The sequence below is a fragment of the Pseudoalteromonas sp. OFAV1 genome (genome assembly GCF_021532595.1).
Lineage (GTDB): Bacteria > Pseudomonadota > Gammaproteobacteria > Enterobacterales > Alteromonadaceae > Pseudoalteromonas > Pseudoalteromonas lipolytica_C.
Window position 1 is genome coordinate 66004 of sequence record NZ_JAKGBG010000017.1, and the last position, 22110, is coordinate 88113.

At 42.0% G+C, this 22110-nt stretch carries 24 protein-coding genes and 1 pseudogene; 14 read left to right on the forward strand and 11 right to left on the reverse strand.

Annotated elements, in window-relative coordinates:
* Positions 1–4: 4 nt before the first annotated feature.
* The 5 genes from L1267_RS11615 to cmoA all read right to left on the reverse strand — a co-directional run bounded on the left by L1267_RS11615 (position 5) and on the right by cmoA (position 4372).
* Positions 5–805: a DUF3108 domain-containing protein gene (locus L1267_RS11615; protein WP_235382913.1), complete on the reverse strand. Its 801-nt coding sequence runs from the start codon at positions 803–805 to the stop codon at positions 5–7.
* Positions 750–1397: a phosphoribosylglycinamide formyltransferase gene (purN, locus tag L1267_RS11620; protein ID WP_235382914.1), complete on the reverse strand. Its 648-nt coding sequence runs from the start codon at positions 1395–1397 to the stop codon at positions 750–752. The genes L1267_RS11615 and purN overlap by 56 nt, the downstream gene beginning before the upstream one ends.
* Positions 1397–2449 (reverse strand): phosphoribosylformylglycinamidine cyclo-ligase, encoded by a 1053-nt coding sequence (gene purM, locus L1267_RS11625; protein WP_235382915.1) that lies wholly within the window; start codon positions 2447–2449, stop codon positions 1397–1399. The genes purN and purM overlap by 1 nt, the downstream gene beginning before the upstream one ends.
* 201 nt (positions 2450–2650) lie before the next feature.
* Complete coding sequence (gene cmoB, locus L1267_RS11630) at positions 2651–3619, reverse strand: tRNA 5-methoxyuridine(34)/uridine 5-oxyacetic acid(34) synthase CmoB (RefSeq protein ID WP_054551592.1); 969 nt, start codon at positions 3617–3619, stop codon at positions 2651–2653.
* 27 nt (positions 3620–3646) lie between these two features.
* Positions 3647–4372, reverse strand: coding sequence for a carboxy-S-adenosyl-L-methionine synthase CmoA (gene cmoA, locus L1267_RS11635; RefSeq protein ID WP_235382916.1), 726 nt, complete (start codon positions 4370–4372; stop codon positions 3647–3649).
* 118 nt (positions 4373–4490) lie between these two features.
* On the opposite strand from cmoA, the gene L1267_RS11640 reads away from it, so the two are divergent.
* On the forward strand, positions 4491–5171 hold the full coding sequence (locus L1267_RS11640; protein ID WP_054561772.1) for a DUF3334 family protein: 681 nt from the start codon (positions 4491–4493) through the stop codon (positions 5169–5171).
* 60 nt (positions 5172–5231) lie between these two features.
* On the opposite strand, the gene L1267_RS11645 is transcribed toward L1267_RS11640, so the two are convergent.
* Entirely contained in the window at positions 5232–5726 is a 495-nt protein-coding gene (locus L1267_RS11645) for a hypothetical protein (RefSeq protein WP_235382917.1), read from the reverse strand.
* 151 nt (positions 5727–5877) lie between these two features.
* On the opposite strand from L1267_RS11645, the gene L1267_RS11650 reads away from it, so the two are divergent.
* A complete protein-coding gene (locus L1267_RS11650) occupies positions 5878–6894 on the forward strand; it encodes a DUF5924 family protein (protein WP_235382918.1) in 1017 nt (338 codons plus the stop codon).
* 9 nt (positions 6895–6903) lie between these two features.
* Here the strand turns inward: L1267_RS11650 and L1267_RS11655 are convergent, their stop codons facing one another.
* Together L1267_RS11655 and L1267_RS11660 are read right to left on the reverse strand one after the other, a co-directional pair.
* Complete coding sequence (locus L1267_RS11655) at positions 6904–7398, reverse strand: M48 metallopeptidase family protein (RefSeq protein WP_130167071.1); 495 nt, start codon at positions 7396–7398, stop codon at positions 6904–6906.
* A 22-nt stretch (positions 7399–7420) separates the two neighbouring features.
* Positions 7421–8269: a DUF72 domain-containing protein gene (locus L1267_RS11660; protein WP_235382919.1), complete on the reverse strand. Its 849-nt coding sequence runs from the start codon at positions 8267–8269 to the stop codon at positions 7421–7423.
* A gap of 228 nt (positions 8270–8497) precedes the next feature.
* Between L1267_RS11660 and aspS the strand changes: the two genes are divergently transcribed.
* The 5 genes from aspS (at position 8498) to L1267_RS11685 (ending at position 12508) form a co-directional block, all read left to right on the forward strand.
* On the forward strand, positions 8498–10267 hold the full coding sequence (aspS, locus tag L1267_RS11665; RefSeq protein WP_235382920.1) for an aspartate--tRNA ligase: 1770 nt from the start codon (positions 8498–8500) through the stop codon (positions 10265–10267).
* 95 nt (positions 10268–10362) lie between these two features.
* The gene (locus tag L1267_RS11670) at positions 10363–10569 is read left to right on the forward strand and encodes a hypothetical protein (RefSeq protein ID WP_135924189.1); all 207 of its coding nucleotides are present in this window, start codon (positions 10363–10365) and stop codon (positions 10567–10569) included.
* A complete protein-coding gene (locus L1267_RS11675) occupies positions 10566–11156 on the forward strand; it encodes a pentapeptide repeat-containing protein (protein ID WP_442960560.1) in 591 nt (196 codons plus the stop codon). The genes L1267_RS11670 and L1267_RS11675 overlap by 4 nt, the downstream gene beginning before the upstream one ends.
* Before the next feature lie 31 nt (positions 11157–11187).
* A complete protein-coding gene (locus tag L1267_RS11680; RefSeq protein WP_235382921.1) occupies positions 11188–11775 on the forward strand; it encodes a GNAT family N-acetyltransferase in 588 nt (195 codons plus the stop codon).
* Between the two features lies 1 nt (position 11776).
* Positions 11777–12508 (forward strand): alpha/beta hydrolase, encoded by a 732-nt coding sequence (locus L1267_RS11685; RefSeq protein WP_235382922.1) that lies wholly within the window; start codon positions 11777–11779, stop codon positions 12506–12508.
* Between the two features lie 7 nt (positions 12509–12515).
* Here L1267_RS11685 and L1267_RS11690 read toward each other — a convergent pair whose 3' ends face one another.
* Positions 12516–13403, reverse strand: a complete 888-nt coding sequence (locus L1267_RS11690; protein ID WP_235382923.1) for an MBL fold metallo-hydrolase — start codon at positions 13401–13403, stop codon at positions 12516–12518.
* Positions 13404–13641: 238 nt separating this feature from the next.
* Between L1267_RS11690 and L1267_RS11695 the strand changes: the two genes are divergently transcribed.
* Entirely contained in the window at positions 13642–14484 is an 843-nt protein-coding gene (locus L1267_RS11695; protein WP_135924192.1) for an isopenicillin N synthase family dioxygenase, read from the forward strand.
* Between the two features lie 203 nt (positions 14485–14687).
* Positions 14688–16136: a DEAD/DEAH box helicase gene (locus tag L1267_RS11700; RefSeq protein WP_235382924.1), complete on the forward strand. Its 1449-nt coding sequence runs from the start codon at positions 14688–14690 to the stop codon at positions 16134–16136.
* A gap of 54 nt (positions 16137–16190) precedes the next feature.
* Here L1267_RS11700 and L1267_RS11705 read toward each other — a convergent pair whose 3' ends face one another.
* Both L1267_RS11705 and L1267_RS11710 read right to left on the reverse strand, forming a co-directional pair.
* On the reverse strand, positions 16191–16943 hold the full coding sequence (locus tag L1267_RS11705) for a DUF3307 domain-containing protein (protein WP_235382925.1): 753 nt from the start codon (positions 16941–16943) through the stop codon (positions 16191–16193).
* A complete protein-coding gene (locus L1267_RS11710) occupies positions 16940–17554 on the reverse strand; it encodes a hypothetical protein (RefSeq protein WP_235382926.1) in 615 nt (204 codons plus the stop codon). The genes L1267_RS11705 and L1267_RS11710 overlap by 4 nt, the downstream gene beginning before the upstream one ends.
* A gap of 155 nt (positions 17555–17709) precedes the next feature.
* Here L1267_RS11710 and L1267_RS11715 point away from each other — a divergent pair, with 155 nt between their 5' ends.
* The 5 genes and pseudogenes from L1267_RS11715 to L1267_RS11735 all read left to right on the forward strand — a co-directional run.
* Complete coding sequence (locus L1267_RS11715) at positions 17710–18204, forward strand: LabA-like NYN domain-containing protein (RefSeq protein WP_135924196.1); 495 nt, start codon at positions 17710–17712, stop codon at positions 18202–18204.
* A gap of 377 nt (positions 18205–18581) precedes the next feature.
* Entirely contained in the window at positions 18582–19496 is a 915-nt protein-coding gene (gene nagK / locus L1267_RS11720) for an N-acetylglucosamine kinase (RefSeq protein ID WP_135924197.1), read from the forward strand.
* Positions 19496–20608: an N-acetylglucosamine-6-phosphate deacetylase gene (gene nagA / locus L1267_RS11725; protein WP_235382927.1), complete on the forward strand. Its 1113-nt coding sequence runs from the start codon at positions 19496–19498 to the stop codon at positions 20606–20608. The genes nagK and nagA overlap by 1 nt, the downstream gene beginning before the upstream one ends.
* Before the next feature lie 61 nt (positions 20609–20669).
* Positions 20670–21800: a transmembrane glucosamine N-acetyltransferase NagX gene (gene nagX / locus L1267_RS11730; RefSeq protein ID WP_235382928.1), complete on the forward strand. Its 1131-nt coding sequence runs from the start codon at positions 20670–20672 to the stop codon at positions 21798–21800.
* 209 nt (positions 21801–22009) lie between these two features.
* A pseudogene (locus L1267_RS11735) lies at positions 22010–22110 on the forward strand (glucosamine-6-phosphate deaminase); the annotation flags it as partial.

Consider the following 22110-nt stretch of genomic DNA (forward strand, 5'->3'; position numbering starts at 1 on the left):
GCTATTAAGGCGCTTCGTTACTCACTTCATTTGTTACGGCCACTGGCGTGGTCACAGTGAATGAATTAAGTTGCACTTCAAATTGCTCTACGCCTTTTTCACCTTTCCACATACGCACGAGCATGTAGTCCATTTCTGGGGCAAACCACGCCAATGCTTGGCGTTTATCGTTATCATATAAGCGCTTAACTTTAATCGCTTCTACATTACCAACAGGTAGCGAAATAACTTCGGTGCCAATAACTTCAAAGTCGTAATTGCGCAGGTTGCCTTTTTTATCAATCAATGGATACGATAATTGCGTTTTACCTTGTTTTAACTCTTCGCGCACTTGCACTTGGTAAGACAGTGAATCTTGAAAATCGTCAGACCAATCAAGCTTTAATGGGTATTTACTTTCGCTGCTTTGTACTTGTTTTTGCGCCGCATCAAATTTTAAGCTGTATTCTTTATCAGGCCCTGTGCCTGAGCGCTCCATAGTGTAACTTAGCGGAGAAATTTTTTGATCATGGTAAGTAAATTTAGATGTTTCTTTTCTTGAGTCAGAAAAAATCATCCATTCGATTTCGCTGTGATAAGTGATCACGTAGTTACCGTCGGCGGCTTTTTTAAGCTCGCGGATTGCTTTACCATGGGTTTCGCCTTTACGAAGTACATCGTATTTGGCTTCATATTGAGTGAGATCGCCAGCAAAAACACTGGTAGGAAGTAATAAAGTGCCCACACAAGCGAGTAGGGCACTTAAATTTTTATTCTGGATAGTGCGCGCCGTGTGCAGGAAGTTTCTTTTCGTCAAAAACTGCATAATCTGCTTCCATCTTGAGTCGTTGTTCACTGAACCACTTGACCACCAATGGATAGATTATATGTTCTTGCTGATGAACACGTTGTGCGAGTGTCTCTGCGGTATCGTTTTCGAGTACCGGCACTTTGGCTTGAAGAACAACGGGACCGCCGTCTAGCTCTTCTGTGACAAAGTGAACACTGACACCATGAACGTCATCTTTTGCATCTATCGCTCGTTGGTGGGTATTCAGCCCTTGGTACTTAGGCAACAAAGAAGGGTGAATGTTCAACATTTTTCCCTTAAATTTTTGCACTAAGCTAGGAGTAAGAATACGCATAAAACCAGCTAATACAACTAGATTTGGTTCAAAATTGTCAATAATGTCCATTAACTCAGCATCATAGGCCTCGCGCGAGTCAAAATCTTTATGGCTAAGTACACGTGTTTGTATACCTGTATTTTTTGCTCGTTCAAGGCCATAGGCGTCGGCTTTATTACTAATAACAGCGGCGATTTCGGCTTTTATCTCACCACGCGCACATGCGTCGATGATGGCTTGAAGGTTTGAACCGCTACCAGAAATTAATACAACAAGTCGACAAGGGGTCATTAGTCACGACCACCTAAAATTTCTACTTGCTCTTCGCCTGCTTTCGCATCTTGGATCTCACCGATATGCCATGCATTTTCGCCAAGATCTTTAAGAATTGTTAAGCTTTGCTCAAGTTTGTCTGCTGGAACAACTAAAATCATACCAACACCACAGTTGAATGTACGATACATTTCGTGTGTTGTGATGTTGCCGTTTTCTTGTAACCAGTTGAAAACAACAGGCCATTCCCAGCTGTCACCTTTGATAACTGCTTTTGCAGATTCAGGAAGTACGCGTGGGATGTTTTCCCAGAAACCACCACCCGTGATGTGAGATAACGCGTGTACGTCAACGTGCTTGAATAGCTCAAGTAGTTGTTTAACGTAGATACGAGTTGGTTCTAAAAGGTGATCGCCAAGTGTTTTGCCTTCAAGCTCAGCGCTCGTGTCTGCGCCAGATACTTCAAGAACTTTACGAATTAATGAGAAGCCGTTTGAGTGAGGGCCACTTGATGCAAGGGCGATTAATTGGTCGCCTGCAGCAACTTTAGTACCGTCGATAATTTTTGATTTTTCTACAACACCAGTACAGAAACCAGCCATGTCGTAGTCTTCGCCGTCGTACATACCTGGCATTTCAGCAGTTTCACCACCGATTAATGCACAGCCAGAAAGCTCACAGCCTTTACCAATACCTGTTACAACATCAGCCGCAGTGTCTACGTCTAATTTACCAGTTGCATAGTAATCAAGGAAAAATAGTGGCTCTGCACCTTGTACAATAAGGTCGTTTACACACATAGCAACAAGGTCGATACCCACTGTGTCGTGCTTTTTAAGATCGATTGCTAAACGTAGTTTTGTACCAACGCCGTCTGTGCCAGCAACCAGTACAGGCTCTTTATAGCCAGTTGGTAGTTCGCAAAGTGCGCCAAAACCACCGATACCGCCCATTACTTCAGGACGTCTGGTTTTTTTAACTACGCCTTTAATACGCTCAACAAGTGCATTACCGGCATCGATATCTACGCCCGCGTCTTTATAGCTAAGAGACTGTTTTTGTTCGCTCACAGGTTTTCCTCAAAAAAGTTGCATGTGGGTTGCTTAGAAACGCGCGTATTTTACAACAATTGCAATGGCGCGGCTAGTTGAAAAATCACTTTAACCGACTTGACAAGGACAGTTGTCCGGTTTTTTTGCTTTCAAGTTACAAGGCAAAAGTATCAAGTAAATGTCACTTTGGCCTTGTAACTAGAGACTTCTCACTATTTGTTAAGCTTTCGCTGTTAAAATAGCGCGTAGAGGGGCTGGGTAACCTTCAATGGTTTTGCTGGTGTCATTTGGGTCTAAAAAGTCGACCAATGATTCGTTTTCCATCCACTGGGTTTTACGTTGTTCTTCAAGCGTTGTGATTGCACAGTCTTTAACTTGTACATCTTTAAAGCCAACGCGCTCCATCCATAGTTTTAATGCCGCGGTGCTTGGGATAAACCACACATTACGCATTTTTGCATAACGGTCGGTTGGCACTAAAACTGTATGCTCATCACCTTCAACAACCAGTGTTTCAAGGACTAACTCACCGCCAGGACGAAGCTGCGCTTTTAATTGCGCTAAAAAGTCGATTGGTGAACGACGATGATATAAAACACCCATCGAAAATACCGTATCAAATGCTTTTAGCTCTGGCAGAGCTTCAACACCTAATGGCAATAAATGCACGTTTTCATCTTGGTGATAATGCTTTATCGCTTGAAATTGGCATAAGAATAAATCAGATGGATCGATACCTACCACAAAATTAGCGCCTTCACCTCGCATACGCCACAAGTGATAACCAGAACCACAACCAATATCAAGCACAGTGCGGCCTTTTAACGGTTCAATATGAGGCAGTAAACGATCCCATTTCCAATCACTGCGCCACTCAGTATCAATCTCGATACCGTGTAAGCTAAATGGCCCTTTACGCCATGGCATCATGCGCTTTAATAAATGCGTTAACTGTTTTTGCTGACCTTCAGATAGCTCATCACCGGTGCCGATTTGTACTTTATCCTGCAGGTTTACATGGTTTGTGCTTACCTCAGGTAAGTTTTTCAGCACTTTTTGCCATTTAGGTAAATCGCCGTGACTGGCTTCGAGTTCCCAGTGCTTTAATTGGCCAGGTAAAGTTTCGAGCCAGTGACTAAGCGGACTTTGTGCGATAGCAGCATAAAATTGGTTAAACCATTGAGACATGAAATACTCTTTATATCGTTGTGATGATTACTTGATTGCAATCATCGAGCAGAAGTTAAAACATTGATACCACACTTGCGTTTGGCTAAAACCAATTTCACTTAATCGGTTTAAGTGGGTAGATAAATGATCAGGGCGCATGACATTTTCGATAGCTGTGCGCTTTTGGCTGATCTCAAGCTCTGAATAGCCGTTATGACGTTTAAAATCATGATGTAAATCAATGAGCAAATTATCGCATTGCTCATTTTCACCTCTAATTTTTTCGCTCAGTAGCAAAACACCGCCTGGTTTTAAATTTGCGTAAATCTTTTCAAGCACCGCTTGGCGCTTTTCAGGTGGAATAAACTGTAGTGTAAAGTTCATCGCGACCACAGAGGCATTCTCGATAGCTAAATCATTGATATCACCCAGTGTAACCGTGACCGGCACTTCAGAGCGAAAACCTTGTAAATGTAATTTACAGCGCTCAACCATCGCTTCTGAATTATCAACAGCAATGATATTACAGTTATCAGTGCGAATATTGCGGCGCATACTTAACGTTACAGCACCAAGAGAACAGCCTAAGTCGTATAGGTTTGAATTGCTTTGCGCATACTCGCCAGCCAGTTTACCTATGGTGCTAACAATGGTTGCGTAACCCGGCACCGAGCGCTGGATCATATCTGGGAAAACTTCTACTACATGTTGGTCAAAGCTAAAGTCTTTAACCGCTTGCTCAGTGGCATAAATACTGTCTTTTTGCGTCACTTGAACAGTCTCTTTAAAAAATAATACCGCTATTTTAGCATTTTTAACTGGATAGTCAGTGATAAATTCAGTAGCTTGGCTAGAATTATCAATAACAAGTACAAAAAAGAGAAGTTTAATGACAAAAAGCAAAGTGATCAGTACAGAAGATATCTTATCAACTCTGTGTCATTCAGTGACTGGAGTTCTGTCTTCAGCAAGCGGTAACAGTATTAGTTATTCTGCTATGGTTCAAAAAATCACCCGCACCTGTATGCGCCCAGATATTGGCTGTTTTGTATTGTTCGATGGTGGCTTTACCGGTCTTGTGGTAACAAACTTCACAGCGCAAGCAGCCATGGAAATTTACCATGACTATATGCGTAACATGGGTATGCCTGAGGACGAAATTGCACAAAGCCATTTATCAGATGATGTGGCAAACGTACTTGGCGAGCTGATGAACCAAATCGTTGGTGACTTTACGTCAAAAGTACGCGACCAGCTGCATACTTCTATCACGCAAAACCAACCTAAGATGATGGCGATTAATAAACAGGTGCAAATCTCTGTTGATACTACCATGGATAGACCACAAGCGCGCCGTGTGACCTTCACTACAGCGAAGCAAAATATCTTCTATCTAGAACTGGCAATGGATAAAACTGAATTTATCAAACTACATGATTTTGATATTTCAGAAGCGGTTGACCCTGATGACATCATCGAAAACGAAGCCAAACAAAAAGCTGAAAAGCAAAAAGCATCATCACAAGCTGACGATGCAGATGATGATTTTATGGCAGAGCTTGGTTTGTAACCTAACGACTTGAGCTGTCAGCCATCAGCTATCAGCCGTCAGATAAAATAGAGGCGCGGGTCAGACCGCGCTTTTTTGTGCTTTAGAGCAATTGATAACATCTTTGTCAGGGATCCCAATTAACTTAATAGTCTCATCGTCTATTTTTTTGATTTTCGATTTAACTGTCACTGAAGGCCCTCGAGTGAAGCTTTTAACAGACTCTGGTGAAAATAAATTTAGATCGTCTTTGATTAAATTTGTTTTATGGGTTTTAGAATTAAAGCTGATCATGATATCACCCTCGAAATCCATTTTTTCTGAGGATTCAACAGAGATAACAGAGACCAAATCAGGGTTTTGTTTAAAATAAAATTTAAAAAAGCTTTTTGAATATGAGTTTAAATCTTTAATTGAAGTAGTTATGTGGCTATCAACTTCTAGTATTGCATCGTTTGGTAATACTGATTTCATTTTGCAAGACCATTCACCATTTAAAAAACTATAATCTTCAAATGCGTTTGCAGTTGTACACTTAGAAATTAAGAAAAGTATTATCAATACTCTATATAACATTCCATTTTTTCCTTTTAGAAAATACTCTATGATTGTTCACTTCATCTAAATACCTTACAGCTTAAAGCTTTGAACTTAAAGCTCGTTTTAAAGCCTACATTCATCCAATTTATGCTTTACTCATAAAGCCTTAAATGGATTTGATGATTGCATGAATTACTTAAAAAACTTTATAACTAAATTTGTTTTCATGATGCAGAAGCGGCCGGGGTTGATGGCGGTGTTGGCTTTTTGTAGTGGTGTAGCGAGCTATGTCTTTGTTGAGCGAAAAGAATCGTTTTCGCAACTTATCTCTATTTTGTTATTAGTCACTTGGTTGTGGTTGTTAATAGATAACTGGCTAAGAGATAAAGTAGAGGAACGTTTTGGTGTGGCGGTGTCGCCCAACGTGATGCGCTTTGCGCTGCAAGTTGTGCAGCAAGAAAGTTTGTTTTTTGCTTTACCATTCTTCTTGGCGGTGACTACTTGGGACCATGGTCAGGCCGCGTTTACCGCTTTAATTATTCTTTGTGCGTTTGTTTCTGTTGTTGACCCCCTCTATTATAAAAAGCTTGCAAGGCACAGTGTCTGGTTTAGTGTGTTTCATAGCTTTTCTTTGTTTGTCGTGCTGTCGGTTACCTTGCCAATTTTATTAAAGTTAACGACCAGCCAAAGTTTTGAAATTGCGCTGATCACGGCTGTTATTTTAACTGTCCCTAGTCTTGGTAATTTGATGCCGAATGCGAAATGGTGGCGTTTTCCGTTGTTGGTGTTATTGCTTTGTGCATTAGGTGTTGGGCTTTGGCAATTGCGTAGCTTTGTGCCACCTGCGGCACTGCGTTTAACCGATATGAGCATGTCGTATCAGCTTGATGAACAAGCCCGTAAACCGCTTTCGCCAATAACAGAACTCACCGAGCAGAGCTTGCATGAAAAAGGTCTATATAGTTTTAGTGCAGTAAAAGCACCGCGAGGGCTAAATGAAAAAATCTTTCATGTTTGGGTGCATAATCGTAAAGAAGTTGACCGCATAGCCTTGGATATTTCTGGTGGTCGTAAAGAGGGCTATCGAGCGTGGAGCCATAAAACGAATTTTCCTGCAAATGCCGCAGGAAAATGGGTCATTAAAGTAGTTACCGAGTCTGGGCAGCTGATAGGGCAAAGAAGGTTTGAGGTTACTGAAGTTTAGCAGATAGCTTCAGTACGGATTTTTCCCTTCACCTACCAGCACACTGAATATTCTTAAATCCAGTTCTAGTTGATGGTATTGCGGCTCCATGTGGCAGCAAAGTTGATAGAAGGCTTTGTTGTGGTCTTTTTCCTTAAAATGAGCCAGCTCGTGTACGACGAGTGCTTTGAGAAGTGGCTCAGGTGCGCGAAGTAGGTCGCTATTAATGGCAAGATCGTGTTTTCGGGTTTTACCTTGCATACGAAAAGTATGGGTCCCTAAGGCATTTGTGACCATATCGCCTTGTTTTTTGAATGCGGCACGGCCAAAAGGCAGGGCATTTTTAAGGTAGCGCTTTTTCAGCTCAGTGGCGTAATTGTATAAAGCTTTATCGCTGGTAATGCTATGCGCATCAGGGTATTTGCCTTTAAGGTATTTTGCGGCTCTGTCACCATTAAATAGCTGTAACACTTGCTCAATGATGTGGGGCGGGTAACCTTGAAAATAACGGCTGTAATCTTTCATATTTTCTCTGATAAATCGGGCGCTAAAATAAACTGCTTTGGCTTGCTTCGCGTTCACCTATAAAAGGTGCAAGCACGGGGTGATTGTAACCTAAATCTTGGCAAAACTGTCTTGCTAAAAGTGGTGACTGGCGATTATCTGCGGTATGAAAAAACAAATAGGGCGATTTACCTTCATCAAGCCATTGCTTTACTTTTTTCAGCCATGGCTGGTAATACGACTTGTATTCGTGTTCAAGACTGGCAATCACAAACCGTAGCATTGGCTTATTTCCTGTTGCAATAGCATGCACAGGTAAATAAGGCTTTTTCTTTTGCGCATCGATGAGTGCGTCGGTATCGGCGGGTACCGCAAATAAAGCGCGGGTATCCATGCTGATGCGATCTATATTATTTTCAATTAATAGCTGATTTAAACGAATTTCAGCATCATCTTTATTAAAGAAGCCGGGGTGACGTACTTCTACACCGTAACTAAGTTGTTTAGGTAGTTGTGCAATAAAATTAGCAAGAAGGGGTAGGGCATCAGGGCCAAAGGCACGGGGTAGCTGCAACATGATTTGCCCCGTTTTAGCAAAAATGGGCTCAAATAAGTTTAGCCACGCATTAAGCTCACTAGTTATATTCGTCAGTTGTAATTCGTGACTAAAACGCCGGTGAAACTTAAAAGTAAATTTAAAGTCTTCGGGGACCGCATCATGCCAGCGCACTAATGACTCATGACTTGGGTCTGCATAAAAACTGGTGTTGCCCTCGACTGAGTTAAAGCATTGCGCATACTCACTGAGCATGTCGGCGCTTTTACAGTGACTAGAGAGCAAATTTCCTTTCCATGCGGTGCTAGACCACTGCGGACAACCTAAGTACAGCATTAAATCAACCAATAAATTTAAATTATGTCTAGTGTAACAAAAGAAATGTTTGCTCAGAAGCCGGGGCATATATTTAGCCCCCCGACAGGCACTGCTGGCACTCGCATTTTGAGATGGTTTGGGTATAATGCTCTGCCTTAAATGATTACTTTGTATAGTGGCTTTTGCTCTCAAAATAGCGAACTCTTAAGAGCAGGCGGCTATAAGTCTTTAACTGACAGGAATACTATGCGCTCTATATATTGCGGACAGCTAAATAAATCTCACGTAGATCAAGAAGTTGAACTATGTGGTTGGATCAACAAACGCCGTGACCTTGGTGGCCTTATCTTCGTCGATTTACGTGACAGAGAAGGTTTAGTACAAGTTGTTTTTGATCCTGAAGTAGAAGGATTAATGGATACTGCGAATAAACTACGTCAAGAGTTTTGCGTGCAGTTAAAAGGTGTTGTTCGCGCACGCCCTGATAGCCAAGTAAACAAAGACATGGCAACAGGTGAAGTTGAAATTTTAGGCACAAGCTTAACTATCATCAACCGTTCAGAGCCATTACCACTTGATTTTAATCAGCAAAACTCTGAAGAGCGCCGCTTAAAATACCGTTACCTAGATTTACGTCGTCTTGAAATGAGCGACCGTATCAAACTTCGTGCAAAAGCGAGCAGCTTTGTGCGTCGTTTCTTAGATGACAACGGTTTCTTAGATATCGAAACACCGGTACTAACAAAAGCAACACCAGAAGGTGCGCGTGACTACTTAGTACCTAGCCGTGTTCACAAAGGTAGCTTCTACGCTTTACCTCAGTCACCACAGTTATTTAAACAATTATTAATGATGTCGGGTTTTGACCGTTACTATCAAATTGTTAAATGTTTCCGTGACGAAGACTTACGTGCTGACCGTCAGCCAGAATTCACACAAATCGATTTAGAGACATCATTCATGAGCTCTGATCAAGTGCGTGCAATGACTGAGAAAATGATCCGCGAAATGTGGCAATCATTACTAGACGTTGACTTAGGCGACTTCCCAGTTATGCCTTACAGCGAAGCAATGCGTTTATATGGTTCTGATAAACCAGACCTACGTAACCCAATGCAGCTTGTTGACGTTGCTGATTTAGTAAAAGACGTTGAGTTTAAAGTATTCTCTGGTCCTGCTAATGACGAAAAAGGCCGTGTTGCGGTATTAACTGTACCAGGCGGTGCTGAGCTTTCTCGTAAACAAATCGACGATTACACTAAATTCATCGGTATCTATGGCGCGAAAGGCCTAGCATGGATGAAAGTGAACGACCGTGCTGCGGGCGTTGAAGGTGTGCAATCACCAATCGCTAAGTTCTTAAACGAAGAAGTGATCAACCAATTACTTGAGCGTACTAACGCACAATCTGGCGATATCATTTTATTCGGTGCTGACAAGCGCAACATTGTAAACGAAGCGATGGGTGCGTTACGTCTTAAGATTGGTGTTGATTTAGGCATTACTAATCTTGATAGCTGGAAACCTTTATGGGTTGTTGACTTCCCAATGTTCGAAGAAGATGACGAAGGTACATTGCATGCGGTTCACCACCCATTCACTGCACCAAAAGGTATTTCTCCTGAAGAGCTTGAAGCAAACCCAGCTGGTGCATTATCAGATGCATACGACATGGTATTAAACGGCTACGAAGTTGGTGGTGGTTCGGTACGTATTCACAATGCAGAAATGCAAGAAACAGCATTCAGAATCTTAGGCATCAATGCGCAAGAGCAACAAGACAAGTTTGGTTTCTTACTTGATGCACTTAAATACGGTACGCCACCGCATGCAGGTCTTGCGTTTGGTCTTGACCGCTTAGTTATGTTGTTATGCGGTACTGATAACATTCGTGACGTTATTGCTTTCCCTAAAACAACTCAAGCATCATGTTTATTAACAGATGCACCAAGCAAAGCAAATGCAGATGCATTAACTGAGCTTGCAATTGATGTTGTAGCGAAAGACGCTGAATAATTGGTAAAAACCTGATTTACGAAAACCCTAAGGTGTATGCCTTAGGGTTTTTTTGTGTTTAGATAAATACTTAGTATGTTCTTCAAGGAAAGAGTGTGAATATCAGTGCAACTTTAATCGGGCAAATAATTTTTATTTTGATCCCTGTTTTTGCCGCGATCAGCTATTACTTAGGTAAGCGTAAAACCTCAACACCAATTGTGGTGGCAATTATTGGTGGCTTACTAGGGCTAATTCCATTGTTCGGTCTTATTTTTATTGCTGTACTTGCGCTTAAAAAAGATATTGAGACCACAGCGTGATCGTAAGCCATTCGCTTTATTTTGAACACACCTTTGAAGTAAACCTAGCAGGGCAAACATTTTCACATTGTGAATTTGAGCAATGTGAATTTATCGACTGTGACTTTAGCAATAGCCAGTTTGAAAACTGCCGGTTTATAGAATGTGAGTTTAAAAACTGTAATTTAGCTGCGCTTGGTCTTAGATACACCTCACTTGAAGAAGTGAGCTTTAAAGAGTGTAAATTAACCAGTGTACGCTTTACTGATGTTGATTGGCCGCTACTCGCCAGCCGTGCCCCAGTGAGTTTTGTTGGCTGTGAACTTAGCCACAGCAGCTTTTTTGAGCTTAGTTTAAAGGCTTTAAAAATGCGCAGCTGTTTTGCCAAAGATGTTGATTTTAGACATGCGGATTTATCATCTGCTGATTTTACTGATACGGATTTTCGTGACAGCTTGTTTCAACAAACCAACCTCAGTAAAGCTAATTTTATTGGTGCCAGCCACTTCGCCATTGATATAACAGCTAACAATATCAGTAAGGCCAAATTTGAGCGTTATGCAGCTCTGGATTTATTAGCAGGGCTCGATATAGAGCTGGTGGATTAAATATTTTTGCTAATTTGGGTTAAGAAAAGTTATGAATTTAAGTCCCATCACCTTGGAAGGTCAATTTGTAAAATTAGTGCCGTTAACGCTTGAGCATCGCGATGCTTTGGTAAGCGCAGCTTCGGATGGAAAGCTTTGGGAATTGTGGTTTACCTCGGTGCCCAATGAAGAACGTGTTGACGATTATTTAAGCATGGCGTTTGAACAACAGTCACTTGGTCGCGCATTACCATTTGCTGTTATCGATAAACACACCGATGAGGTGATAGGCTCAACTCGCTTTTGTAATATCGACAGTAAAAACCGCCGTTTAGAAATTGGCTATACCTGGTATGCCAAGCGTTTTCAGCGTACTGGGGTTAATACTGAATGTAAAAAACTGCTACTGAGTTATGCATTTGAAACACTTAATGTGATTGCTGTTGAGTTTCGTACCCATTGGCATAATCAGGCTTCGCGCAATGCCATTGCTCGCTTAGGGGCGAAGCAAGATGGGGTGCTTCGTAATCACCAAATAATGGCCGATGGATGCGTACGCGACACCGTGGTGTTTTCAATTATTGATGGTGAGTGGCCTATGGTTAAACGTAGCTTAGAATTCAAATTAGCGAAGTCATAGAATGTTAAATATTAAAAAGGCGGCGCTATTGCTCGCTTTAACTCTTAGCGGGCAAACAGCCTTTGCAAACCAAACAGAGACACTGTTTGATACTAAGCGAGCCCGCCATATTCCGGTGATCATTACAGCAGCCGATAGCGAATGCACGGTAAAGAAAAAGTGCCCCGTGGCATTTATTGGAGCAGGCTATGGTATGGCACATACAGACTATCAATTTGCCCAGCAGGTCTTTCATCAGCATGGTTATTTAACGGTTGAAGTTGCTCATGAGTTAAAAGGCGACCCGAGTTTAAACCCCGAGCCACCCTACATGACCACACGCATGGAAAACTGGCACCGTGGTGTACAAACCCTTGAGTTTTTAGCTACAGAGCTTGCAAAGCGTTATCCTGCGTATGACTTTAATAAGCTCACTTTATTTGGTCACTCAAATGGGGGTGATATTGCAGCATTATATGCCGCTATTTATCCCGCTAAGGTTTCTAAGTTGATCACCCTTGATCATCGTCGTATGCTGATCCCGCGAAACAAAAATATTGCTGTACTTACACTGCGTGGTAGCGATTACCCAGCAGATGACAACGTATTGCTAACGCCGCAAGAGCTCTCTGTATACCCTGTAACACAAGTTAAGCTTAAAGATTTGCGTCATAACGATATGTATGATGGTGGGCCGAAAGCGCTTGTAGCACGAATGAGTAAAGAACTTAGCGCGTTTTTATCTCGCTTTTGATGCTCAGCTAAAACTGAGCATCAATATCGCTGCGAAAATTAAAATAGCCCATCTCGACAAGGTTGTTATACACACCCTCAATATTCAGTGGTAGCCATTGCTGGTACATTTTTAAATGGCTGTATTTAGGTAAGTTTATTTCTTTTTGTAAGGTCGCAAGATTTTTACCTTTTAACATGCCATCGCGCACAGCTGTGTGTAAGTCTTGAATATAGTGTAAGTACGAGACAACATCATCGCGGTTGCCAGTATCTGCATGGCCACCTATAAATGCAGCAAATGCAGGCTCATTTAACACCGCGTTGGTTGAATGCAGCATGCCATTGATATCGTAGCCAATCAGGTTTTTATATGGCATGCGGCCAAGCACAATCCAATCAACAACATAAAGTACATTGGCAGGCATAAAACGCATACTGACATTACCTCGGCCATTATTGGGCCCATAGTAATTAAGCAGCACGTAGCTATCACCTAAATCGACTTTGAGTGTATCGGTAAAAGTAAGATTAGGCAGAGCCGTAGGCACTTTGTTTAATTTAAGGTCCTCAGCTGCAAATTGATGAGCAACGACCGTGGTGTTGGTATCGATTAGCTCATTACCGCCCATTGCATGGTCAACATGGCTGTGGCTGTACAGCATGTACTTGATATCGGCGTTAAAGGTTTTCTTGATATAGTTTTTTAGGTATTTTGCGGCGTCGCTATTGATAGGATCAGTCACTAAGGCAAGGTTATCAACAATCATAAAAGCGCTGTGGTAATGGCCAGCACTAAAGCGGTATACGTTGTCTTTAATATTTTCGACTTTATAGTTTGCTTGCTCTGCTGAGATAACCTGATTGGTAATGAGTATGAGCGCACTGAAAAGTAAAATTTGCAGCCTTTTGAACATTAGCGATCCTTTTGCGTTGAAACGTGTCTAGTTGGTCATACCTAAGTTTAGATGATAGTACATATTATACTACTTAAAGGCTTGGTTGATCTGTATCAAACTTAAGGAGTTAAGCAAGGTGGGGGCGGACATAAGTCCTTATGTTTTTGCCTGTGTTTCTCTATCCTCGCGAAGCGCTATAATGAAGAAATGCTATGCTTAGCACAGACTTCTAGAACCTTATTCACTGGAAAAGACAATGCAACATTTACCTACCGTTGATTATAAAGCGAGCGATGCGGCCGCTCAATTTGTTGAGTCACTAAGAAACACAGGTTTCGGTGTATTAAAAAATCACCCTATCCCTCAGTCATTAGTTGAGTCTATTTACAAAAATTGGCAAGAATTCTTTAATTCTGAGCAAAAGCACGAGTTTTTATTTTCAAAAGAGACACAAGATGGTTATTTCCCACCATCAGTGTCAGAAGTTGCAAAAGGCTTTACCGTTAAAGATATTAAAGAGTACTACCACGTTTATCCAAAAGGCCGTGTTCCAGCACAGCTAGAAGAAGAAATTCGTGAGTACTACCGTTTAGCTAATGAGTTTGCAGCTACATTATTAAGCTGGGTTCAAGCTGAAGCACCAGAAGAGGTGCGCGCTAAGTTCTCTATCGATCTTAAAGATATGATTGCTAACTCAGAGCAAACACTCCTGCGTATTCTTCATTACCCACCAATGACTGGTGATGAAGAGCCAGGTGCAATCCGTGCGGCAGCGCATGGTGACATCAACCTATTAACTGTATTACCTGCGGCGAATGAGCCTGGTTTACAAGTACAAACAACGGATGGCGGTTGGTTAGACGTACCATGTGATTTTGGTAACCTGATCATCAATATTGGCGACATGCTTCAAGAAGCGTCAGGTGGTTACTTCCCATCAACGATTCACCGCGTGATCAACCCAACGGGTAAAGCGTCAACGAAATCACGTATTTCGTTACCATTATTCTTACACCCGCGTCCTGATGTTGTGCTATCTGAGCGCTACACCGCAGACAGCTACCTACAAGAGCGTTTACGCGAGCTTGGTGTTAAGTAAAGATTAGCTATACCCAAACCACCCTGAGCTGGTTTGGGTATATGAGACAAAGCGGCATTTGAGCCGCTTTTTTTATGCCTTAAATTAATCGACCAAGCTCATTATAAAATATGAGTTTGTAAATAATTCCATGCATTATTGACTATCCTAGGTATAATGCGCGCACTTCGCCGTATCGGCTGAATTTTTTAAAGAGAGATAGTATGAGTTTTGATGGGTTAGGTTTATCACCAGCTTTAGTAAATGCAGTTTTAGAAAAGGGCTATGAAGCACCAACGCCTATTCAATCACAAGCTATCCCTGCGATCATTGAAGGCCGCGATGTTATGGCTGCCGCACAAACGGGTACAGGTAAAACAGCGGGTTTTACGCTGCCGTTAATTGAGCGCTTGTCAAAAGGCCCTAAAGCGGGTGGTAATAAAGTACGAGCATTGGTACTGGCACCAACCCGTGAGCTTGCTTTACAAGTAAGTGAAAATGTTGAGCAATATGCAAAACATTCAAATGTCAGCTCATTTGTTGTTTATGGTGGCGTTAAAATTAATCCACAAATGCTGCGCCTTCGCAAAGGTGTTGATATTTTAGTGGCAACACCAGGTCGCTTGTTAGACCTACATAATCAAAATGCTGTTAAGTTTGATGATTTAGAAGTGCTGATCCTTGATGAAGCCGACCGTATGCTCGATATGGGCTTTATTCATGACATCAAACGTATCATTGCTAAATTGCCTGCTAAACGTCAAAACCTGATGTTTTCAGCGACTTTCTCTGATGAAATTCGTGAACTTGCAAAAGGGCTAATTAACGACCCAGTTGAAATTTCAGTCGCAGCAAAAAACACCACAGCTAAAACGGTTTCGCAGTCTGTTTATGCGGTCGATAAAACACGCAAAACAGCACTACTTAGTCATTTGATCCGTAGCAATGATTGGCAGCAAGTATTAGTATTTTGCCGTACCAAACATGGTGCGAACCGCTTAGTTAAGCAGCTTGAACGCGATGATATTGTCGGCGCTGCCATTCACGGCAATAAATCGCAAGGCGCTCGCGTTAAAGCACTCGAAGGCTTTAAATCGGGTGAAGTGCGCGTACTAGTTGCAACCGATATCGTTGCCCGTGGCCTAGATATTGTTGAGCTGCCTCACGTTGTTAACTACGATTTACCGAATATTTATGAAGATTACGTACACCGTATTGGCCGTACAGGCCGAGCGGGTGCATCAGGTCATGCTATTTCGTTTGTTACAGCTGATGATGCCGACGATTTGTATGGTATTGAGCGCTTTATTGGTGAGCTTATTCCGCGTGCAACCGAAGCAGGTTTTGAGCCAAGCAAACCAGTTGCTGAAAAGCCACTAGATACGCGTCCAATCAAGCCGAAAAAACCAAAGAAACCGAAAAAGCCAAAAGCACCAGCTCAAGATGGTCAAGGTGCAGCAAAACCTGCACAAAAGCCAAAACCTAAATCGCAAAAGCGACCTTCACAAGGTAAGTGGCAGGGTAAGGGTAAAGAGCAGGGCCAAAACCAAAAAGGCGCTAACAACGGGAATAAATCGAATAACAATAAACCAGCAGGTAATAAACCTACGGGTAATCGTCAGCGTGTGTCTGGGCCATCTCGCCCAAGACGTAAACCCGCTGGGGATAGTTAATAACAGTAAAAATATAAAAAACGCGCAATTGCGCGTTTTTGTTTTTCTAAGCGATTAAAGGAGTTTAATGCAATACAAGGTGGCGACACCAATGAAGAGTGTCACGGTGACACTTAATAAAGTGCCCAGCATGACATATTCGGTGAGTTGTTTTTCGCTACTTTCTTTTAAATCACCAAATCTGAAGATAGACTTGGCCGCTAGCAGAAAGCCCACGCCGCCGTATTCACCTAGCAAGATAAAGCTCAACATCAACACTCGCTCGAGCAAGCCAATAAAATGCCCCGCAGCAGGAATACTGCCTTCATTGTTTATCTGAATATTGATTTTTTCTAGCATCATGCGAATAAACACAGAGCTTGGGTTAAGCACCAATAAATAAGCTGCAATAACAAACAAGGTATCGAGGGCAATCAGCTTTTGCCATGTTAAGCTATAAAATTCATTTTTATCGGTAAGCCAAACCGTTAGCATTACAATCACAGCAAGGTGGGCTAGTTGGTCGAGTATAAAGGGCACCACGCCTTTATTTGAGTACGATTTTGCCAAGTCAATGACATAGTGGCTCAGCATAATCGCCACAGTTGCTAACAATACCCGAGAGAACTCTTGCCAGCCGTAGGTGTATTCCCACAGTGTTAGCACAGCTAAAGAGGTCACGCCATGTGTTAATACGTGCAAGTAGAGTTTGCTGGCACGAAAGTGACGGTTGTTTCTATCATGCACCCAGCTCATTGGTTGCCAATAAAAGTCAGCAAGTAAGTGACCTAGTACTAACGCGGTGAGTAATAGAGCAAAACTGGTCATAACAATCCTTTGAGTGTGGTTTGGCTGTAATTTATAAAGCGCTCGATAAGTTGATAATGGGCTAGGTTGAGTAACTTAGTGACATTCTCTCGGCTGGTATTAAGCTCTTTGGCAAGCTCTGCATGGCTGTTGTTCTCGGCGGTTAAATAATAAAACAGCGCATTGGCCTGCTTTTGACTCATTTTTTCAAGCAGGACTTCGACAAAAGCAATATTGAGCGCAAAGGCTTCTTCAAGGGTGTTATTTTCAATATTTATCACCAAACGTTGCTGGCCGATGTTATCTAAGCCGCGACCTGATAAGGTATAAGCACTGCCTGTGGCTGTTTTTATATCGGCGCGGGGGTTGTCGAGTGAGCCAATAGCCAAACTTTGTCGTAGTTCGTAATTGGCTGCTTTCATCTGCAAATACAACAAGATGGCAGCATGACACACCAGCTCAGGCTCTGATAGCTGTACTTGCAATGCATCACCTCGGTAAATGGTGAAGCTTGCATTAAAACGCTTGGCAACAAAGCGTAAGCTTTGATCAAGCTGATACAGCATGGCATCGTATTCTTGTTGTGGAATTTTTTGTGATTTAATTAAATCACCACTGATCACCGCAATCATTATGATCCCTTAGATTAAGTAACTTAATTTAGTTACATCGCGATAAGTAACCAAATTTGGTTACTTTGTTTTATGTAACCAATTTAGGTTACTTTTTCGTAAATATCAACCTAGATATGCTACAGTGAACACAAATCACTAAAAACAGAATAATTATGTCAGCAGTTGATAAGCCAAGAGTCGGTATCTTTGTAGATGTACAAAACATTTATTACACCTGTAAAGAAAGCTACAAGAAAAACTTTGATTACAATGCCTTTTGGGCACAGATGAGCGAACGCTACCAAATTGATTGTGCTATTGCGTATGCAATATACCGAGGTGACGAAAAGCAATCGCAGTTTCAAAATATCCTGCGCGCAATTGGTTTTGAGGTAAAACTGAAACCTTTTATTCAGCGCAGAGATGGTAGTGCAAAAGGGGACTGGGATGTTGGCATTACCATTGATATGCTAGAGCATGCCAAGCAGCTTGATAGAATGGTATTACTTTCGGGTGATGGTGATTTTGCGTTATTGCTTGGTCACTTAGCGAATAATTATCAGCTACCGTGTGATGTCTATGGAGCAGAGCACCTCACTGCCGATATTTTAAAGCAAGCCGCTGCTGAGTTTCACTGTATTGATGATTCACTGTTGTTATCAAGATAGAAAAAAATATTCCATTTTAAATAAAATGTTTAACTAAAGTATTATTTGCGCTAAGCTAATATTAGATACAATACTGAGTATATAAAAGCACAGTAACATGGAGCTTTGTCGCTAATTTGCACTCAAAAAAATAGCGAGAATAAGTTGAGAAGTGATTACTGGACGATTTTTTATTTATTACTCACGAATAATGCTCTTTAGTTTCAAAGTGTTGTATGTAAATTTTAAACTAATGTGCATTTTTATAAAAAAAAGTAATGACAACGCTGTCATTTGTTGTGTAACATTAAATCAACAAAGGTTGAGATCATTTCGCATTCTTAGAATAAAAATAATGCGATTTAAATAAAAACTAAACGAAGGCTAGGGGTCGTTAAATGATGGCGAAGAGTGTGAGTGAGGACCAATTGTTTATTGGTATTGATGGTGGCGGAACAAAATGCCGAGCTACTATCTACTCTGTTAAGCAAGGTGTATTAGGAACCGGCCTTGGTGGCCCCGCGAACCCATTACATGGTTTAGAACGCACGCTTGAATCAATAATGGTCTCAACACAGTTAGCTCTTCGAGATGCTGGATTACCACTTGAGACAGTTCATCAACTGTATGCTGGTTTGGGTCTGGCTGGTGTAAACCTACCTAGCTTGTACGACAAGATTATGGAATGGGACCATCCATTTAAACAAATGTTTCTCACCACCGATTTACATACTGCTTGCATTGGTGCACACGAAGGCAGCGATGGTGCGGTAATTATAACCGGAACTGGCTCATGTGGATTCTCTTGTGTTGCGGGTCATACCACAAACTATGGTGGTCATGGTTTTGCTCTTGGTGATAAGGGCAGTGGTGCATGGATGGGGCTTGAAGCTATAAAAAACGCATTACTTGATTTAGATGGTTTGGGTGAAAAAACAGAGTTAACAGATGTGATTTGTCAGCATTTCTCGGTGGATAATGCCATGGGGATTGTCGAGCAAATGTCAGGGCAGCCTTCGAGTAGTTTTGCCAAATTAGCACGTTATGTATTTGAAGCAGCAAAAAATAACGACCAAGTAGCGATTGAAATTGTTAAGGAAGGAGCTAATTACGTCAGTAAATTAGCACACCGATTACTTGAAAATAACCCTCCACGTTTATCTATGATCGGTGGTTTAGCTGAACCATTAAACTGTTGGCTTGATGAAGATATAGCGAAACGAGTTGAAGCGCCGATTCAACCACCCGAAATGGGCGCTGTGTATTTTGCTCAGCAATCTGTGCTTGAACAAAACCAAGAGGTAAGTTTGTAATGACGATTTATCATGCAAGTAAATTGTTTACCGGTGACGAATTTTTATCTGACGTATATTTTAGCGTCGACAATGGCGTGTTTAAGCGTGTCGAAGCACATGCTGATGCCGTTGCATTAACGGGTTTAGTCGCGCCAGGTTTTATTGATGTACAAGTGAATGGCGGTGGTGGGGCGTTTTTTAACGCTGAACAAACACCAGATTGTTTAGATAAAATAGCCAAAGCACATGGTCAGTTTGGTTCAACAGCGATTATGCCAACGCTGATTACCGACAAAGTCGAAGTCATGGCAAAAGCCGCGGATGCCACTGCACAAGCGATTGCTGAAGGGACCCCGGGCGTTATGGGCGTACACTTCGAAGGACCGCACCTTTCACTAGGGAAAAAAGGCACCCATAGCGAGCAGTTTATTCGCCCAATCACAGAGCAAGAATTTGCGATTTATGCACGCCAAGATCTAGGCATTAAAATGGTTACCTTAGCGCCTGAGAATGTTAGTGCTGATGATATTGAGCGCCTAGTTGAGTGTGGCGTAAAGGTATCTATTGGCCACACTAATGCGGATTTTGCGACTACCAATGCTGCACTTGCAGCAGGAGCTGATGGATTCACCCATTTATTTAATGCGATGTCAGCGTTTACATCACGAGAGCCGGGTGTTGTTGGTGCTGCACTTTGGGATGATAACAGCTGGTGCGGCTTAATTGTTGATGGTCATCATGTGCACCCTTCATCAGCAAAATTAGCAATTCGCAGCAAACAACGCGGAAAAATTATGTTAGTCACAGATGCAATGCCACCTGTGGGTACTGACGATATGGAGTTTGATTTCTTTGATGGTCGTAAAGTTATTCGTACTGGCGATCGATTAAATTCAACTACTGGTGAATTAGCAGGTAGCGTACTTGATATGGCAAGTGCGGTGCGTAACACAGTGAACACATTGGATGTTAGCCTAGCTGAGAGCTTACGAATGGCATCACTTTATCCTGCACAATATTTAGGTTTACATAAAAAAGGTCGCTTGCTGAGCGGTTTTGATGCTGATTTTGTTGTGCTAGATGATAATCAATATGTAAAAGCGACATATATAGCTGGTAAAGCTTTGTAAGAACTTCCCTGGAAAAATCCCCGCCGAAGTATCGCGGGGCTTTTTGTATTAAAGGTAAACAATGACAACAACACAACCAACAAGAAAACGATTGGCATCGCTCGATGCATTGCGCGGCATGGATATGTTTTGGATATTAGGTGGACAGTCACTATTTGCAGCGCTATTCGTTTTAACTGGCTGGACTGGCTGGAAAGTTTTTGAAGCACACACCGTGCACAGCGTTTGGCATGGCTTCACATTTTACGATCTGATTTTCCCATTATTTATATTTTTATCGGGTGTGGCGATGGGGCTAGCCCCCAAACGCATTGACCATTTACCGTTTGATGAGCGCAAAGTGTATTACCGCAAGGCGGGTAAACGTCTTTTACTATTGTGTTTATTAGGCATTTTGTATAACCACGGCTGGGGCACAGGGATGCCAATGGCGTTGGATGAAATTCGTTATGCCAGTGTGCTTGGCCGCATCGCTATTGCGTGGTTTTTCTGTGCAATGTTGGTTTGGCATACCAGTTTACGAACACAAATTATTACTGCAGGCGCTATTTTAGTGGCTTATTGGCTACTACTTAGTTTTGTGCCAGTGCCGGGTGGCAGTGCTGGCGACCTTTCGGCTGCAGGTAGTTGGAATGCATGGTTTGATGCGCACTTACTGCCGGGGATTAGTTATCAAAACCGTGTGGTAGACCCAGAAGGTGTGTTGTCGAATATCCCAGCAATAGTTAATGCATTAATGGGCGTGTTTGCAGGGCAATTAGTTGCTCGTGCTCAGCAAATTGGCGAGTGGAAAATGACCGCATTACTGTTCGCCGCAGGGGCGGTAAGTGTATGTTTAGGTTGGTTATGGGATTTACAGTTCCCAGTCAATAAAGAACTTTGGACCAGCTCATTTGTGCTTGTAACCGTTGGCTGGAGTGCCATATTGCTCGCCGTATTTTATGCACTGGTGGATATTCTGCCAGGGCAACGCGCTGCGTATCCTTTTGTGATCATAGGTGCAAACTCAATTATTATTTATTTAGCGTCAAGTCTAGTGAATTGGGGTTATGTAAGCCAAAGCGTATTTGGTGGGGTGGTTCGAGCTGTGCCAGAGGCATGGCAACCTCTGATGGCGGTGATTGCGTTATTAGCAGTACAAATGCTGGTATTGCATTGGATGTATCGCCGTAAGATTTTTGTTAGTGTTTGATAATTATTAAACACTAACAAAAAGAGTAATTTTTTATTCACTTTTACTTTACAAAGATAAGACTAAAAGTGATAATGACAGCGTTGTCATAATGGTTTTAACTACTGTAATGTATCCTGGCAGTGGTTAGTCTAAAACCCAACTCGATTGCACGTGGGGTTGGGTTTTAGAGCCATTTTTTTCAATTTAAATAATTAGAGCTAATCGATATGCAAATAGTAATTCTTGATGATGCAGCCCAAGTTGCAGCGTATGGTGCTAACATCTTTGCTAAACAACTATTAAAAAAACCTGCATCAGTACTAGGCCT